Genomic DNA, 15,826 nt, shown 5'->3' on the forward strand with positions numbered 1-15,826 from the left:
GGCCCAGGCGACGCCCGAGGAGGATCGCACGATCATGGCCCGACCCGTCCTGCACGACGTGAAGTATCAGCCGGACCTGACGCCCCTGCTCGACGTCGTCTTCCAGCTGATGACCTTCTTCATCATGGTTTCCAACTTCAACCAGGAAGTGTACGACCAGCGCGTCCGGCTGCCGGTGGCCGGCTCGGCCCGGCCGATCGTGGACGCGACCGAGGACAAACTCGTCCTGAACATCGACCCCGAGGGCCGGCTTCTGTTCAACAACCAGGCACTCGGCACCGAGCAAGCGATCAAGGAGATCCGCTACCAGGCCGATCTCGCCCGGCTCAATGCCGACGCCGCCGGCGTGCCGATCTCCGCCGGCGAGCCGCTGCCGACAACCATCATCCTCCGGGCCGACCGCGAGACCCCCTTCACCGAGGTCTTCGCCCTGGTCCGCGCCTGTCAGGACGTCGGATTCACCCGCTTCGACCTCCGCGCCCTCAGCGGCCCCGCCCTCTGATTGGCCGGCCGCCGACAGCGCCCGCCCGACCGCCTTCCCCTTCCATCGCAAGCCATCGACGATCGACCCCGGCCGACCGGGACAGCCCTCGGCCCCCCCCTCCGGAGCGGCCCCCGATGCCCCGACGCCGCCAGCCCAGCGACATCGAAGTCCCCCTGACGCCGATGCTCGACGTGGCCTTCCAGTTGCTCACCTTCTTCATCCTCACGTTCAAGCCGGCTCCCCTGGAGTTGCAGTTCGACTTGAACCTGCTCCCCTCCGAGCCCCAGACGCAGCCCGAGCCCGAGCCCCCTCCCGAGGAGAGCCCCTCCGATGAACCGCCGGCGATCCGGTCGTTCCAGGTTACGCTCCTCTCGGATCCGGGTGGGAATCTCGCCGGCATCGAGCTGGAAGAGCTCCGGTTCGACAGCGTCTCCGCCCTGCGCACGAAACTCGAAGACCTGCTCCAGAACCCGGATTACGCCTTCGACCAGGCCCTGATCCGGTCGCAGCCGGACCTGCACTGGGAGCACCTCGTCGAGGTGTTGAACGTCTTCTCGGAGCTCGGCCTGACCAAGGTCAACTTCACCGAGACCCGATGATCCGACCGCCGACCGCCGGGGCCTCACAATGAGCCACGCCGACCCGTTCGACCTCGATGGCCGTCGCGAAGACCTGGGCCCCGGGCCGAGGCGTCGCTTCGTCGCCTGGGGACGGCGGATCGCGCTGGCGACCCTGCTGGTGCTGGTTGTCGCGATCGCCGCGCAGGGCCGTCGGCACGAGGATCACCCTCCCGCCCCGGCCCCCGCCGAGGGAGTCGGGGCTCTGCCCCCCCTGCCCCCTCCAGACGACTCGCCCGCCTTTCGGGCCATCCGGGACGAGACCCCCGTCCGATTCGCCGAGACGGCCGCCTACGCCGAGCTGCTCGACCGGGTCCGCCGGACTCCCCCCGAGCGGCTCCGGGAGCAGGCCCGCACCGAGGTCGTCTTCTCCGACCTGCTCGCCCGCCCCGACCGATACCGCGGCCTGCCCATTCGCCTCCAGGGGACCGCCCGCCGCATCCTCCCGCTGGAGGATCTGCCCCAGTCTCTCGCCCCCCACGGCCGGCTGTACGAGGCCTGGACCTTCACCGGAGACAGCCGAGGGTATCCCTACGTGCTCGTCTTCGAGGACGCCCCCGAGGGCCTGCCGGCCGGAGACGACGTCCGCGCCTTCGTCGTCTTCCACGGCTACTTCTTCAAGCTGCTCGCCTACAACGCCGCCGACAAGCCCCGCAAGGCCCCCATGCTCATCGGGAGGATCGAGTACATCCCGGATGAGGCCGGCGCCCCGGTCCCGCCGGGCCTCGGCGGCTCCCGCCCCGTGTGGCTGCTGGCCCCCATCGCGCTGCTCGTCGCGTACCTCTTCGCCCGGACCATGACCACCGCCCGATCCCTGTTCCGCTCGACCTCCGGCCGGCGCTTCCACTCCCCTCCCCGGGAGGAGATCAGCCCCGAGGAACTCGACGACTGGCTGCACGGCCGCTCCGAAGACCCGGACGAGCCCCCACCCGACCGCCCCCCCTCCTGATCGATCCCCCCCGCGTCGGTTCCGATCAACATCCTGTTGACCGGATCGATTCGATTCCGTTGGAATCTCCGAATTCCTTCCTCCCCGACCCGACCCGACCGAGGCCTCCTCGGGGGCCCGACCGCCGTGCCCAGGCCGCCCAGCCGACACCCAACCGAAGTCGAACTGGAGATCCTCAAGGTCCTCTGGGAGGAGGGCCCGAGCGAGCTCGGGACGATCCGTTCGGCGCTCCAACTGCGCCGGCCGGTGGCCAACACCACCGTGGCGACGATGCTCACGGTCATGATGGGCAAGGGGCTTGTCTCTCGGCATCGGGGGCCGAAGGGCTACCGGTGGTCCCCCTCGGTCAGCCGGGAGGCGACCTCGGCGGGCATGATCGGCACCCTGCTCGACCGCCTCTTCGACGGTTCGGCCGGCCGCATGATCGCCCAGCTCCTTGAGGCCCGTCCCCTCAGCGAGCGGGATCGGGACGAGATCCGGAGGCTCCTCGACCGCTCCGCGACGGGAGCCCCGGCCCACGAGGGGGGGGCCGGCTCGGTCGTCGGCGCCAGGGCGATGCGCCACGTTCCCGGGGGTCAGGACGCGGCCGCGATCGGGGCACCCCGGCGTGCCGGCGGAGTCCGGAAATGACGCGCCAGGCCCCCTCGGCCGATCCCTCGGAACCGGCTGCCCGTCGTCCCCGGCGGATCCGTCCGGCAGAAGGTGCAGCGGCTGGGAGCGCTGCTCCGAGACGCGAGCCGTCCTCGATACGCCGCGGGAGGCCAGTCCTCGAGCGCCCCCGAGGCGGCCGTCCCTTGCCCTCGCCGATCGGCCTCCGGCGTGTTAGGCTACCGAGCCGTCCCGAGGGGAAGATCGCGACCCGGCCGGGGGACGGGACGCAGGGGCCGGGTCGAGTCGATCGGGGATCCCGAGCGATGGCCTACTGGCTGTTCAAATCCGAGCCGGATTGCTTCTCCTTCGCGGACCTGATGGCCGCCCCCGAGCGCTCGACCGGCTGGGACGGCGTGCGCAACTACCAGGCCCGGAACTTCCTCCGAGACCAGGTGAGGCGAGGCGACCTCGTCCTCTTCTACCACTCCAACGCCAATCCCCCCGGCATCGCCGGCATCGCCGAGGTCGTTCGCGAGGCCCACCCCGACCCCACGGCCTTCGACCCCCAGGCCGACCACTACGACCCCAAGAGCGACCCCGACAACCCCATCTGGTTCCAGGTCAGTATCCGAGCCGTCCGCCCCGTCGAGCCCCCCTTGACGCTTCCCCAGCTCCGCGCCGAGCCCCGCCTCGACGGCCTGGAGCTGCTGCGCAAGGGGAGCCGCCTGTCCGTCATGCCGGTGAGCGCCGACCACTGGGCCGTCATCGAGGAGATGATCGGGCTCACCGCTCCCCAGCCGAAGTCGAAGACCCGGCGGAAGCCGGCCTGAGCCTCCGGCTCGGGATCGATCGCCGACTCGAGCCGAGACGACGGCCGGCCGACCGAGCCCGGCGGTGATCCCCCGGCCCCTCGCCTTCCCGCCCGATCGCTCCCCCGGGACGAATCCCCTCCCGATTGTCGGCGATCTGGCACCGGCCGGCATCCAACCGCCAATCACCTTCCCTCGAACCTCCCGGAGCCCTCCCATGGCTCGCATCGAGCATGTCGCCCTCTTCGCCGCCGACCCGCACGCGCTGAAGGAGTTCTACATCGACGCCTTCGGCCTCCGCCTGGTCCTCGACAACAGCAAGGCGACGCCCCCCGGCTACTTCCTCGCCGATGACGCTGGCGTGGCCGTCGAGCTGATCGGCCGACCGGAGGGGATCGAGGCGGGAGACACGAGGTACATGTGCCACATCGCCTTCCTCGTCGACGACGTGGCCGCCTCCCGGGCCGAGCTGGAGGCGAAGGGCGTGGTCTTCGAGCAGGACACGGCCGTCGACAACGAGTCGATGACCACCGCCTTCTTCCGGGATCCCGAGGGGAACAGGCTTCAGATCATCAAGCGGCCGAAGCCGCTCGTCTCCTGAGCCGACGGCCCGAGGCCGGTTCGCTCAGAGTTCGATCTCGGCGTGCACGATCTGGTCGTCGGGGTCGTAGCTGAGGCGGAAGCCGAGCTTCTCGCAGACCCGTTGCATCGGCCCGTTGTCCCGGAGCATCTCGGCGGTCACGACGCGGATCCCCTCGTCCCGGGCGATCCGCAGGAGGCGGCGGAGCAGCTCGGCACCGAGCCCTTGTCCCTGGTACGGATCGGCGACGAGCAGGGCGAACTCGGCCACGTCGGCGCCGTGCAATCGGCTGAGCCGACCGACGGCGAGGATCTCGTGTTGGCCCGGTTGGCTCGGGCGTCGGGAGACGACCAAGGCCATCTCGCGGTCGTAGTCGATGAAGCAAATCCGCGTCAGCCGCTCGTGGGCGACTCTCGTGCTGAGCTTCATCGTCTGGAAGTATCGGGAGTAAACGCTCCGCTCCGAGAGGTTCTGGTGGAAGGCGATCATCAGCGGCTCGTCCTCCGGACGGATCGGCCGGATGGTCGTGCGGGTGCCGTCCCGGAGAGTGAACGGCTCGATATACTGCGTGGGATAGGGGCGAATGGCGGGCCGGGGCAGGTCCTCGGCGCGGGTGTCGGGGCCGTGGACGATCACCCGGGCGTCGAGCGCGAGCAGCCCGGCGTTCGAGGCGAGCAGCGGATTGATGTCGATCTCCTTGATCCAGCGCTGCTCGACCACCAACTGGCTAAACCGCACCAGTAAACGCTCCAGGGCCGCCAGATCGACCGGAGGCCGGCCCCGGACCCCCTTCAACGCCGAGTGGATCCGGGTGCGCTCCGTCATCCGCCGGGCGAGCGTCGTGTTGAGCGGCGGCAGCGCGAGGGCTCGGTCTCGGAAGACCTCCACGAGCGAGCCTCCGGTACCGAACATCAGGACGGGGCCGAACTGCGGGTCGAGGCTGCTGCCGACGATCAGCTCGTAGGCATCGACCGGGCGGACCATCGGCTGCACGGTCACGCCGAGGAAATCCGCGGGGCGGGAGCGTTTCCCGACAGACTCCTTGATACCCCGGAAGGCGGCCCGGACCGCCCCGGCGTCGGCCAGGTTCAGGACCACGCCGCCGACGTCCGTCTTATGGGTGATTGAGTCCGAGTGCAGTTTCAGCACCACCGGGAAGCCGATCCGCTCGGCGGCCGAGGCGGCGGCGTCCTCGTCGGTGGCGATCACCGTCTCGACGGTCGGGATGCCGTAGCTCGCCAGGAGCCGCTTCGACTCGAACTCATTCAGGATCGTGCGCCCCGCGCTTCGGGCGGAGCGGACGATCTCCTCGGCGGCGAGGCGGTCGACCTCGCCCTCCCCCTCGTGCTCCGTCTCGGTCGGCGTCTCGTAGATGCCTCGGAGCACGTCGCTGTACCGCCACATGGTGGCGAAGGCCCAGGCCGCGGTGTCGGGGTAGGAGAAGGTCGGGATCCCGGCCCGGTTGAGGATGTCGACCCCGGCGGCGACGTGCGTCCCGCCCATCCAGCTGGCGAGGATCGGCTTGGTCCCGAGCCGGGCGAACGTCTTCAATCGGTCGGCCGTCCGGGTCGGGTCGGACATCGCCTGCGGGGTGAGGACGACGAGCAGGCCGTCGCTGTTCGGATCCCTGGCCGCGACCTCGACGGCGCTGGCGTAGCGGTCGGGCCCGGCGTCTCCGAGCACGTCGATCGGGTTCCCGTGGCTCCAGGCGGGGGGGAGAATCGCATCGAGGGCCGCGACCGTCTCGGGGGCCGGCGTCGCGAGTGTTCCGCCGTTCTGGATCAGGGCATCGGTGGCCAGCACCCCAGGGCCTCCGGCGTTGGTCACGATCGCCAGCCGATTCCCCTGGGGCCTTGGCTGCTTGGAGAGCACCTCAGCCATGTGAAACACGTCGGCGATCGTGTTCACCCGGAGCACGCCGCAGCGCCGGAAGGCGGCGTCGAGCACCTCGTCGCTGCCGGTCAGGCTGCCGGTGTGCGAGGCGGCGGCGGCGGCGGCCTCGGCCGTCCGACCCGCCTTGATGACGATGATCGGCTTGGTCATCGCCACCTCCCGAGCCGCCGAGAGGAACTTCCTCGCCTCGCCGATCGACTCCATGTAGATGACGATCGACCGGGTTTTGGGGTCGTCGCCCAGGTAGTCGATCAGGTCGCCCCAGCCCACGTCCAGCATCGAGCCGAGCGAGACGAAGGCGCTGAAGCCGACCTGCTCCTGGAAGCTCCAGTCGAGCACCGCCGTGCAGAGCGCCCCACTCTGGCTCAGGAACGCGACATTCCCCGGGCGGGCAATCGCTCCGGCGAAGGTGGCGTTGAGTCCGACGATGGGATTCATCACGCCCAGGCAGTTCGGCCCGACGATCCGCATCCGGCCCCGACTGGCTTGCTCCAGGACCTGTCGCTCCAGCGCCGCCCCCTCGGGGCCGACCTCCTTGAAGCCGGCTGAGATGACGATCGCCCCCTTGACCCCCGCGTCGACGCACTCTCCCACGACCCCCGGCACCGAGGAGGCCGGAGTGACAATGACGGCCAGATCCACCGGCTCGGGCAGGGAGGCGACCCGGGGATAGGCTTTCACCCCGAGCACGCTCGGCCGCTTCGGGTTGACCGGGTAGACCGTGCCGCCGAAGGGGTTGCTCAGGAGGTTCCAGAGGATCGTCCGGCCGACGCTGCCGGGCGATTCGGAGGCGCCGACCACCGCGACGGTCCTGGGAGCGAAGATGGGGTCGAGGTCGCTCCGGGTGGCGCGGAGCACGTCGTGCGCCGGATTGTGGCCGTGGGCGTCGGCGGACGTCATCAGATCCTCCGGGTGATCCATCGGGTCGTTCCGGAGTCCTCATGGTATCCGTCGCGGCCCCTCCTGGCGACGGCCACCGGGCCGATTCCGGGATCGATCGGCTCCCGACCGATTCCGGCCGCCCCCTCGAAAGATCCGGTCGACCCCGGGACCGATCCCCGGCTGGTTGCACACCCCGGACGGCTCGGTTAGGGTCGCTCGGAGGATGTCGCCGTCCCCCCGACTCGAATCTTGAGGGGCTTCGGACCATGCTCGTCGGACCGCTCATCTTGCTCGGAATGGCCTCGGCCGGTCCGACGGCCGACGAGCCCTTCGACCGGGTTTCCGCCATCCTCGAATCCCGATGCGTCCACTGCCACGGTGGAGACCGGCCGAAGGGGGGGCTTTCCTTGGAATCGCGCGCCGGGCTCCTCGAAGGAGGGCTCTCCGGGCCCGCGCTGGACGAGGACGATCCCGAGGTCAGCCCGCTGCTCGACGCCGTCTCCGGTGACGAGCCGCTGATGCCTCCCGAGGGGGACCCCCTGGCTCCCGAACAGGTCGAGGCGATCCGGGAATGGCTGATCGCGGGGGCCCCGTGGCCTGATCGGGTGACGCTCCAGGACCGCCGCTTCGACGTCCCCTGGTGGTCGCTCTCCCCCCTGACCCGCCCGGAGATCCCTTCGGTGCGAGCGACCGAGGGGATCCGGAACCCGATCGACGCCTTCATCCGCTCCCGACTCGAGGCCGAGGGGCTGGCTCCCTCCCCCGAGGCCGACCGCCGCACCCTCATCCGCCGCCTGACCTTCGACCTGCTCGGCCTGCCGCCGACCCCCGAGGAGATCGACGCCTTCCTCGCCGACGATCACCCGGACGCCTACGATCGGCTCGTCGACCGCCTGCTCGCCTCCCCCCGATACGGCGAGCGCCGGGCCCGGCGATGGCTCGACCTGGTCCACTTCGCGGACACCCACGGCTACGACAAGGACAAGCGGCGACCGAACGCCTGGCCCTACCGCGACTATGTCATCCGATCGTTCAACCGCGACCTCCCCTACCCCCGATTCATCCGAGCGCAGATCGCCGGCGACGTCCTCTTCCCCGGGGATCCCGACGGCATCATCGCGACCGGCTTCATCGCCGCCGGGCCCTGGGACTTCGTCGGCCACGTCGAGCTGCGCGAGGGGACCATCGACAAGCTGAAGACCCGGTTGATCGACCGCGACGACATGCTCGCCAACGCCATGTCCACGTTCGTCAGCCTCACCGTCCACTGCGCCCGCTGCCACGACCACAAGTTCGACCCGATCCCCCAACAGGACTACTACCGCCTTCAGGCCGTCTTCGCCGGCGTCGACCGCGGCGACCGGCCCTTCGAGAGCGCCGAGCGGGCCTCCCGCCGAGAGACGCTGCGGCGCCGGCGGGACGAGAACCGCTCCCTCCTGGAATCGCTCCGAAGCCAGATCGACGAGCTCACGAAGTCGGGCCGAGAACGGGTCGAGGCCGAGTTCGCCTCCCAGATGCGAGCGATCGACGCCCTGCCCAGGCCGACGCTCCCCGAAGAGAGCCCGACGAACGGGTATCATAGCGCGATCGCGTCTTCCCCCGACTCGGCGAAGTGGGTCCAGCTCGATCTCGGCCGGGCCGTCCCCATCGAGGCGATCCTCCTGATTCCCGCCCGGCCGGTGGATTTCCCGGACACCCCCGGGTTCGGCTTCCCTCCTCGATTCCGGGTCGAGGTTTCCGGGGACGACCCCTCCTTCGAGGATCCCATCGTCCTGGCCGATCACACCGAGGAGGATGTCTCCAACCCCGGGGATGTCGCGTTGCGCATCGCTCCCCCCTCCGGCACCGAGGTCTCGGCCCGCTACGTCCGGATCACGGCCACCCGGCTCTGGGAGCGGACGAACGATTATGTCTTCGCGCTGAGCGAGGTCATCGTCCGATCCGGAGGCCGCAACCTCGCCCCCGAAGCGATCGTCTCGGCGCTCGATTCCATCGAATCTGGCCGCTGGGGTCGCGATCACCTCATCGACGGCGCCGACAGCCGCCACCTCCTCGCCGACCTGGACGACCCGGCGACGCTCGAAGCGATCGAGCGCCGGGCCTCGCTCTATGAGTCGGCCGAGCGGACGCGAGTGGCCGAACTGGCCCGCCTCAGGACGATGCTCGTCCCCCCCGAGACGCTGGCCGCCGCCGAATCGATCGAGGCCGACGCGATCGCGGTCGCCGGGGATCTGGAGGCCATGCCCGAGCCATCGCTCGTCTATGGCGTTATCCCGAGAGAACCGCGACCGATCCACGTCCTGGCTCGCGGCGACGTCGAGCAACCCGGCGAGGAGGTTGGTCCCGGGGCCCTGTCCTGCGTCCCCGGGCTCGACTCGAACGTTGACAGCTCCGCCGACGAGGGAGCCCGGCGGGCCGCCCTGGCCGAGTGGATCGCCTCTCCCAATAACCCGCTGACCTGGCGGTCGATCGTCAACCGCTCCTGGCAGGACCGCTTCGGCATCGGCCTCGTCGACACGCCCAACGACTTCGGCCGCAACGGCTCGATGCCGTCCCACCCCGACTTGCTCGACTGGCTCGCGGTCGAGTTCCGCGACTCGGGAGGGTCGCTCAAGGCCCTCGACCGCCTAATCGTCTCGAGCGCCACGTACCGGCAAGCCTCCGATCACAACGAGGACGCCGCCCGGATCGACGCCGCCAACCGCCTCCTCTGGCGTCAGAATCGCCGACGCCTGGAAGCCGAGGAGATCCGAGACGCCGCCCTCGTCGTCGGCGGCGTGCTCGACACTGCGATGGGAGGCCCGGGCTTCGACCTCTTCCGCTTCAAGGATGATCATTCTCCCATCTACGACCACGACGACCCGGCCCACGTCGACCCGATCGAGGGCCGGCGTCGGACCATCTACCGCTTCGTCGTGCGGAGTGTGCCCAACCCCTTCCTCGACTGTCTCGACGGCGCCGATCCGAACGTCAGCGTCCCCATCCGGAACGAGACGATCACAGCGTTGCAGGCCCTCGCCCTGCTGAACGACCCCTTCATGATCGCCCGAGCCAAGGATCTCGCCGATCGCGTCGAGCAGGGTGCGGAAGACGCGCCGGGCCGGATCGAGGAGGCGTTCCGGATCGCCCTTGGAAGGCCCCCCACCGATCGGGAGCGGGCGGAGCTTGCCTCCTTCGCGACCCGGCACGGCATGGCCGCCGCCTGCCGATTGCTCATGAACACAAACGAGTTCGTCTTCGTCGACTGAATCAGACAGAGCGGATCCGACGCGAAAGGGGCTGGCGATGATCGGAACGGGGACGGGGATGAGCCGGCGATCGTTCCTCTGGCGCTCGGGAGGAGGGCTCGGCGGCATCGCGCTGGCCCACTTGCTCGGGGTCGAGGGCCTGCTCGCGTCGGACGAGGCCTCCTCGCCCCCTCGGGCCGATCTCAACGGGGGCCTCCACCACCCGGCGAAGGCGAAACGGGTTGTCCAGTTGTTCATGTCCGGCGCCGCGAGCCAGTGCGACACCTTCGATTACAAGCCGCTGCTCATCAAGCGCAACGGCCTGCCCTTCGACCCCGGCGGCAAGGTCGAGCTGTTCCAGAGCGAACCGGGAGCGGTCATGGCCAGCCCCTGGCGCTGGCGGCAACACGGGGAATGCGGCGCCTGGATCAGCGACCTGCTCCCGAACCTGGCGTCCTGCGTCGACGACATCGCCTTCCTGCCGGCGATGGTCTCCTCCTCGAACGTCCACGGACCCGCGACGTTCCTTCAGGCGACCGGGTTCGTTCGGCCGGGCTTCCCGGGGATGGGGGCGTGGATCTCCTACGGCCTCGGATCGATGAATGAGGATCTGCCAACATTCGTCGTCCTGCCCGACTCCCGCGGCTTCGCCCCGAACGGCCCGGCCAACTGGAGCGCCGGCTTCCTGCCCGCCGAACACCAGGGAACGATGATCCGCCCCTCGGCCCCCCGGCCGATCCGCAACCTCCGGCTCCCCGACGCCCTCTCCCTCACCGACTCCGCCGAGCGCGAGGGCCGCGACCTGCTCGCCCGCCTCAATCTCGAGCACGCCGACGACCGCCCCGGCGACTCCCGCCTTGACGCCCGCATCGCCTCCTACGAACTCGCGGCCCGCCTTCAGCTCAGCGCCCCGGAGGTGCTCGACCTCTCGGGAGAGACCGAGGCGACCTGCCGCCTCTACGGGCTCGACGCCGAGATCACCGCCGACTTCGGCCGCAACTGCCTCATCGCCCGCCGCCTGCTCGAGCGCGGCGTCCGCTTCGTCCAGATCTGGAGCGGCGCCGACAACGGCTTCCCCCGCCGCAACTGGGACTCCCACGAAGACCTCGCCCGAGACCACGGCGAGATGGGCACCAGCATGGACCGCCCCGCCGCCGCCCTAATCAAGGACTTGAAGACGCGAGGATTGCTCGACGACACCATCATCCTCTGGACCACCGAGTTCGGCCGCATGCCCTGCTCGCAGGGCGGCAAGGGGCGCGACCACAATCCGTTCACCTTCACCAACTGGCTGGCCGGCGGCGGCATCAAGGGAGGCGTGACCTACGGCTCGAGCGACGAGTGGTCGTACAAGGCGGCCGAGCACCCCACCACCGGCTACGACGTGCATGCCACCGTCTTGCACCTGCTGGGGATCGACCATACGAAGCTGACCGTGAGGCACGACGGTATCGACCGCCGCCTGACCGACGTGCACGGGCACGTCCTGCTCGACATCCTGGCCTAACCCCGAGTCCCCTCCGATGAGACATTCTCTTCCGCTCCTGCTCGCCTCCTCCCTGCTGGCGGCCGCCTGGATCGCCACACGCCCCTCCTCCGGTGTCGCCCAGCAGGGGAGAGGAGGACTCGCCGGCGCTCGGCCGACGATCGAGGCGATCGATTACGCCAGTCTCCAGCTCGCCATCGACGCCCTCCCTCCCGAGGGCGGCCTCGTCCGGCTGCCGGCCGGGACCTTCGAGCTCGATGAACCGCTTCGCATCACCTCCGAGGACGTTTGCATCGAAGGGGCCGGGACCGCCACCCAGCTCAAGAACACCAACACCGACGGCGAGCCGACCATCCTCGTCGCTCCTGCCGGCTTCGATCAGGACAACCGCGCCCGCCTCTGGCGGATCCGCCTGGCCAACTTCCGCGTCACTGGCAACGAGCGCAGCGGCCCCGGCATCGTCGCCCGAGGGGTGAACGAGCTCTTCGTCGATGGCGTCACCGTCAGCGAGCACGGCGGCGACGGCATCGTGCTCGACAATTGCTACGAAGATCCTCGCATCTGCAACTCTCTGATCACCTACAACAAGGGAACCGGCCTGAACCTGATCGCCTGCCACGACATCGTCGTCTCCGCCAACCAGTTCGAAGAGAACATCGACGCGCTCCGCTGCACCGACGGCTACAACCTCTGCATGACCGGCAACTGCGTCGACGACCATCTCGGCAACGGCGTCGTGATCGAGAACACCTACGGCTCCGTCGTCTCCGGCAACATGATCGAGGAATGCCAGGGCACCGCGATCGTCCTCGACCGAGACTGCTACGGCATCGCCCTGAGCGCCAACGTCATCGCCCACGAGTCGGCCGACGGCATCGACCTGCGAGACGCCCACGGCATCGCGGTCACCGGGAACGCCTTCCCGATCGTCCGCCGGCACGCCCTGGTCATCGGCTCCGCCAGCGCCCGGGTCGCCGTGACCGGCAACAGCTTCGCCGATAGCACGATCGGCCCACAGTCCGAGAAGCGATTGGAGGGCGACCGCGAGGCCGGCGGCGTGGTCCTCGACGGCACGAGCGACATCGCCCTGAGCGGCAACCTCTTCTCCGGCGTCGGGCCGAAGGCGATTGAGGTGCGGGGGAACGTTCGCCGAGTGGTCGTCGACGGGAACGTCTTGACCGAGGTGGAGGAGGGCGACCTCGGCTCGCTCGACAATTCCGAGATTGGCGACCTGATCTCCCCCGCGACGAGCCCCTCGCCGTGATCGGAGCGCTCCCTACCAGTGCATCACGTATCCGCCGTCCACGTTGATCGTCTGTCCCGTCACGTTCCTCGCCAGAGGAGAGGCAAGGAAGACGGCCATCGCAGCGATGTCCTCGGGCTCCTGCCAGCGGTTGAGGGGGACAAGCTTCCGGATCTTCTCCAAGCTCCACTGCTCCCAGCTCTGGCGGGCCTCCTTCGGTTGCGTGGCCGACCAGGCCTCGTAGACGGATCGGTTCAGCGGCGTGTCGACCATTCCCGGGTTGATCGTGTTCACTCGGACGCCGCTGGGGGCCAGGTCCTTGGCGGCGCACTGGGCGAAGTTGATCAGAGCCGCCTTCGAGGCGCTGTAGGGCGGGTCGGTTTGCGAGCCGATCTGCCCGGAGACGGAGGCGATCATCGTCAGGGTCCCTCGCCCGGCCTCGGCCATCCTCGGGCCGAAGGCGTGCGCCACGTTGACGGCGCCGAGGAGGTTGACGCGGAGGACCGGCCCCCAGTCCTCCGGCTCCAGGTTCCAGAACGGCATGCCGAACTTCCCCGAGCCGACGGCCGCCGCGTAGACCAGGTGGTCCACGCGGCCGAGGTCGCGGAGCGTGTCATCGGCCACCTGTCTCATCAGCTCGGGATCCGTGACGTCGGCGACGTACGCGGCGGTCGGCCGTCCGGAGAGGCGGCGGTACTGGCCGGCGATGAAGGAGACGGTTGGGCTGCGGTCGACGTACGCGACGATCGCGCCGGCCTCGCTGAACCCCTCGGCGATCGCTCGGCCGATCCCCCGGGCGGCGCCGAAGATGATGGCGACCTCGCCCTCCAAGTCGATCCGCATGTGCTGCCCTCCGGTTGCACCATCGAAGATCGGCCAGGATGATGATTCCCGACGGCCCAATCAAGCCCCGCCCCGAACACCCTCGCACGATCACCCGCCGATGGACACCCAGCCCCGCTCTCCCCGTCCCCGGGTCGCAGCCGACGGCCCACTCGACCCAACCGTCCTCGCCCTGCTCGGCGATCGGGTCGAGCTGCTCCCCTGGGAGGCGACCGCCGGGCCGATTCTCCCGGTCGATGGGCTTTATACCTACGGCCACCCGGCCGTCGACGCCGAGATGCTCGACCGCCTGCCCGGCCTCCGGGTGGTGAGCAACTACGGGGTCGGGATCGATCATATCGACATGGCCGCCGCCTCCGCCCGGGGGATCCCCGTCGGCAATACCCCCGGCGTGCTCGACGGCGCAACCGCCGACCTCGCTTTCGCCTTGCTGCTGGCCGCCTCTCGACGTGTCGTCGAAGGGGATCGCTACGCCCGCTCCCCCGCCTTCACCTCCTACGATCCCGGCTCCATGCTCGGCCGGGAGGTCCACGGCTCGACGCTCGGGATCGTCGGCCTCGGTCGGATCGGCGAGAAAGTCGCCCGCCGCGCGATCGGCTTCGACATGGCCGTCTGCTACCAGAACCGAAACCCCCGCCCCGAGGTCGAGGCCGCGCTCGGGCTCCGCTATTCCAGCTTCGAGCAGCTCCTTGCCGAGAGCGACTTCGTCGTCCTCTGCGTCCCCCTGACCGACCGCACCCGAGGGCTCATCGACGCCAACGCCCTCGGCCGGATGAAGCCGACGGCCGTGCTCGTGAACGTCTCCCGGGGGCCGGTCGTCGTGACCGATGACCTTCTGGCCGCCCTCCGCTCCGGCACCATCGCCGCGGCCGGGCTCGACGTGACCGATCCGGAACCGCTCCCGAGAGACCACGGATTGCTCGCGATGGACAACCTGGTCCTCACCCCCCACCTCGGGAGCGCGACCGACCGCACTCGCCGCCGCATGGCCGAGCTCTCGGTCGCGAACCTGCTCGCCGGCCTCGACGGCCTCCCGCTGCCCAGCCCGGTCCCGCCGACTGCCCTGGGATCCCCCTGAGCCATCTCCCAGCAGGCCCTGGTCCAGTCGAGCCGAGGAGAGTCCGCTCCCCGAGCCGTCCTCGCCGCGATGGCTAGACGAGATCAGTCGCGTCCCGGCTCGATGGCCCTCATGAGCGAGGAGAGCCGCCGGTTCATGGTGGATTCGGCCTGGCCGGCCTCGAGCCTCCCCCAATCTCCCCGGGCGGAGGCAACCACGATCCGATCCCCGGGCAGGATGACCGAGCAGTTCCCGCCGAAGCCAATGGTCATGACGGCATCGGGCGGGGCATCCGGCCAGGTCCGTGTTCCGGGGTGCGTTCTCCCCGAGGCGTTGAACCACCAGTTGAAACCGTAGATTCCCGGGCCGAACTCGGTGAAGTGGTCCGACCCGCCGCCGAAGGTGCCCAGACCGAGCGGATCCTCGGTCTCCGCCTTGGCGGTCTGCGGCAGGTCGGCCGGCACGTCAGGCGTCATGAAGTCGTCGAAGAAGCGGGAGGGGAGGAGCTGCCGGTCCCCCCACCTCCCCCGGTTCAGCCAGAACCAATCCAGGCGGGCGAAGTCGCGCACCGAGGCGATCAGTCGACGACGACCGTTGAACTCCAGGCCGTCCTGAAATCCCAGCGGGCCGAGCCGGGCCGGGTCGCAGACGACCTCGCCAGGTTCTCCCCGGAAAACGCGGTCGAACAGGGTTTGCTGATAGAGCTGGATGGCGAAGTCGTTGTACGCCCAGGCGGCTCCCGGGGGCTCGGGGCGGGCGTAGCCGCTGGTCATGTCGGCCAGGTGGCGGAAGGTGATCGCACGATCGTTTCCCTGGAGATCCCAGCCGAACTCGGCGACGGGCTGATCGACCCCCGAGACGCGGCCCTCCTCGATCGCGAAGAACAGCAACGTGCTGAACAACGGCTTGACCGACGAGTACCAGTCGGATCGCTCCGACTGGTCCCCCCATTGCTTCACCACATAGCCGTTCCGGACGACGCATCCCCGGCCGCCGAGCTCCTCGGCGAACCGATCCAGCGCTTCGGGGTCGAGGCCGAGTTCCGCCGGATCCCGATGCTCCCATCCCTCGCCGGGGAAAACGACCTCCGCGTCGGCATCCGGGCCGACGAGCAGGGCCACAATCAGCGGAGCGATCGCTGCGATCATCCGATTCACCTCACCGC

13 protein-coding genes are annotated in these 15,826 nt (G+C 69.6%); 10 read left to right on the forward strand and 3 right to left on the reverse strand.

The window, feature by feature from the left end:
• Positions 1-34: 34 nt before the first annotated feature.
• From TsocGM_RS11415 to TsocGM_RS11440, 6 genes are all read left to right on the forward strand, one after another.
• Positions 35-502, forward strand: coding sequence for an ExbD/TolR family protein (locus tag TsocGM_RS11415; protein ID WP_126725499.1), 468 nt, complete (start codon positions 35-37; stop codon positions 500-502).
• A gap of 116 nt (positions 503-618) precedes the next feature.
• Entirely contained in the window at positions 619-1,083 is a 465-nt protein-coding gene (locus TsocGM_RS11420; RefSeq protein WP_126725500.1) for an ExbD/TolR family protein, read from the forward strand.
• 28 nt (positions 1,084-1,111) lie between these two features.
• Positions 1,112-2,050, forward strand: a complete 939-nt coding sequence (locus TsocGM_RS11425; RefSeq protein ID WP_126725501.1) for a hypothetical protein — start codon at positions 1,112-1,114, stop codon at positions 2,048-2,050.
• A 126-nt stretch (positions 2,051-2,176) separates the two neighbouring features.
• Positions 2,177-2,680 (forward strand): BlaI/MecI/CopY family transcriptional regulator, encoded by a 504-nt coding sequence (locus tag TsocGM_RS11430; RefSeq protein WP_158633503.1) that lies wholly within the window; start codon positions 2,177-2,179, stop codon positions 2,678-2,680.
• 284 nt (positions 2,681-2,964) lie between these two features.
• On the forward strand, positions 2,965-3,471 hold the full coding sequence (locus tag TsocGM_RS11435) for an EVE domain-containing protein (protein ID WP_126725503.1): 507 nt from the start codon (positions 2,965-2,967) through the stop codon (positions 3,469-3,471).
• 196 nt (positions 3,472-3,667) lie between these two features.
• Positions 3,668-4,051 carry a VOC family protein gene (locus TsocGM_RS11440; RefSeq protein WP_126725504.1) on the forward strand — a complete coding sequence of 128 codons (384 nt, stop codon included), beginning with the start codon at positions 3,668-3,670 and terminating at the stop codon, positions 4,049-4,051.
• A 24-nt stretch (positions 4,052-4,075) separates the two neighbouring features.
• Here the strand turns inward: TsocGM_RS11440 and TsocGM_RS11445 are convergent, their stop codons facing one another.
• A complete protein-coding gene (locus tag TsocGM_RS11445) occupies positions 4,076-6,823 on the reverse strand; it encodes a bifunctional acetate--CoA ligase family protein/GNAT family N-acetyltransferase (RefSeq protein WP_126725505.1) in 2,748 nt (915 codons plus the stop codon).
• 248 nt (positions 6,824-7,071) lie between these two features.
• Here TsocGM_RS11445 and TsocGM_RS11450 point away from each other — a divergent pair, with 248 nt between their 5' ends.
• Genes TsocGM_RS11450 through TsocGM_RS11460 form a run of 3 tightly spaced genes read left to right on the forward strand, consistent with a single transcriptional unit; the run spans position 7,072 to position 12,782 of the window.
• Positions 7,072-10,053, forward strand: a complete 2,982-nt coding sequence (locus TsocGM_RS11450; RefSeq protein ID WP_126725506.1) for a DUF1553 domain-containing protein — start codon at positions 7,072-7,074, stop codon at positions 10,051-10,053.
• A 58-nt stretch (positions 10,054-10,111) separates the two neighbouring features.
• Positions 10,112-11,539 (forward strand): DUF1501 domain-containing protein, encoded by a 1,428-nt coding sequence (locus TsocGM_RS11455; RefSeq protein ID WP_126725507.1) that lies wholly within the window; start codon positions 10,112-10,114, stop codon positions 11,537-11,539.
• 16 nt (positions 11,540-11,555) lie between these two features.
• The gene (locus tag TsocGM_RS11460; protein WP_126725508.1) at positions 11,556-12,782 is read left to right on the forward strand and encodes a right-handed parallel beta-helix repeat-containing protein; all 1,227 of its coding nucleotides are present in this window, start codon (positions 11,556-11,558) and stop codon (positions 12,780-12,782) included.
• A gap of 12 nt (positions 12,783-12,794) precedes the next feature.
• On the opposite strand, the gene TsocGM_RS11465 is transcribed toward TsocGM_RS11460, so the two are convergent.
• A complete protein-coding gene (locus tag TsocGM_RS11465) occupies positions 12,795-13,604 on the reverse strand; it encodes an SDR family NAD(P)-dependent oxidoreductase (protein WP_126725509.1) in 810 nt (269 codons plus the stop codon).
• 100 nt (positions 13,605-13,704) lie between these two features.
• Here TsocGM_RS11465 and TsocGM_RS11470 point away from each other — a divergent pair, with 100 nt between their 5' ends.
• Positions 13,705-14,682 carry a 2-hydroxyacid dehydrogenase gene (locus TsocGM_RS11470; protein WP_126725510.1) on the forward strand — a complete coding sequence of 326 codons (978 nt, stop codon included), beginning with the start codon at positions 13,705-13,707 and terminating at the stop codon, positions 14,680-14,682.
• Between the two features lie 83 nt (positions 14,683-14,765).
• On the opposite strand, the gene TsocGM_RS11475 is transcribed toward TsocGM_RS11470, so the two are convergent.
• Positions 14,766-15,809 (reverse strand): serine hydrolase, encoded by a 1,044-nt coding sequence (locus TsocGM_RS11475; protein WP_126725511.1) that lies wholly within the window; start codon positions 15,807-15,809, stop codon positions 14,766-14,768.
• Positions 15,810-15,826: the final 17 nt, after the last annotated feature.

It is taken from the genome of Tautonia sociabilis (assembly GCF_003977685.1).
Classification (GTDB): Bacteria; Planctomycetota; Planctomycetia; order Isosphaerales; family Isosphaeraceae; genus Tautonia; species Tautonia sociabilis.

Bases quoted from the DNA above. Each gene is read 5' to 3' on its own strand.
- TsocGM_RS11470 (WP_126725510.1), top strand. From the start codon at position 13,705: ATGGACACCCAGCCCCGCTCTCCCCGTCCCCGGGTCGCAGCCGACGGC.
- TsocGM_RS11440 (WP_126725504.1), top strand. From the start codon at position 3,668: ATGGCTCGCATCGAGCATGTCGCCCTCTTCGCCGCCGACCCGCACGCG.
- TsocGM_RS11445 (WP_126725505.1), bottom strand. From the start codon at position 6,823: ATGACGTCCGCCGACGCCCACGGCCACAATCCGGCGCACGACGTGCTC.
- TsocGM_RS11450 (WP_126725506.1), top strand. From the start codon at position 7,072: ATGCTCGTCGGACCGCTCATCTTGCTCGGAATGGCCTCGGCCGGTCCG.
- TsocGM_RS11425 (WP_126725501.1), top strand. From the start codon at position 1,112: ATGAGCCACGCCGACCCGTTCGACCTCGATGGCCGTCGCGAAGACCTG.
- TsocGM_RS11420 (WP_126725500.1), top strand. From the start codon at position 619: ATGCCCCGACGCCGCCAGCCCAGCGACATCGAAGTCCCCCTGACGCCG.
- TsocGM_RS11460 (WP_126725508.1), top strand. From the start codon at position 11,556: ATGAGACATTCTCTTCCGCTCCTGCTCGCCTCCTCCCTGCTGGCGGCC.
- TsocGM_RS11475 (WP_126725511.1), bottom strand. From the start codon at position 15,809: ATGATCGCAGCGATCGCTCCGCTGATTGTGGCCCTGCTCGTCGGCCCG.
- TsocGM_RS11415 (WP_126725499.1), top strand. From the start codon at position 35: ATGGCCCGACCCGTCCTGCACGACGTGAAGTATCAGCCGGACCTGACG.
- TsocGM_RS11455 (WP_126725507.1), top strand. From the start codon at position 10,112: ATGAGCCGGCGATCGTTCCTCTGGCGCTCGGGAGGAGGGCTCGGCGGC.
- TsocGM_RS11435 (WP_126725503.1), top strand. From the start codon at position 2,965: ATGGCCTACTGGCTGTTCAAATCCGAGCCGGATTGCTTCTCCTTCGCG.
- TsocGM_RS11465 (WP_126725509.1), bottom strand. From the start codon at position 13,604: ATGCGGATCGACTTGGAGGGCGAGGTCGCCATCATCTTCGGCGCCGCC.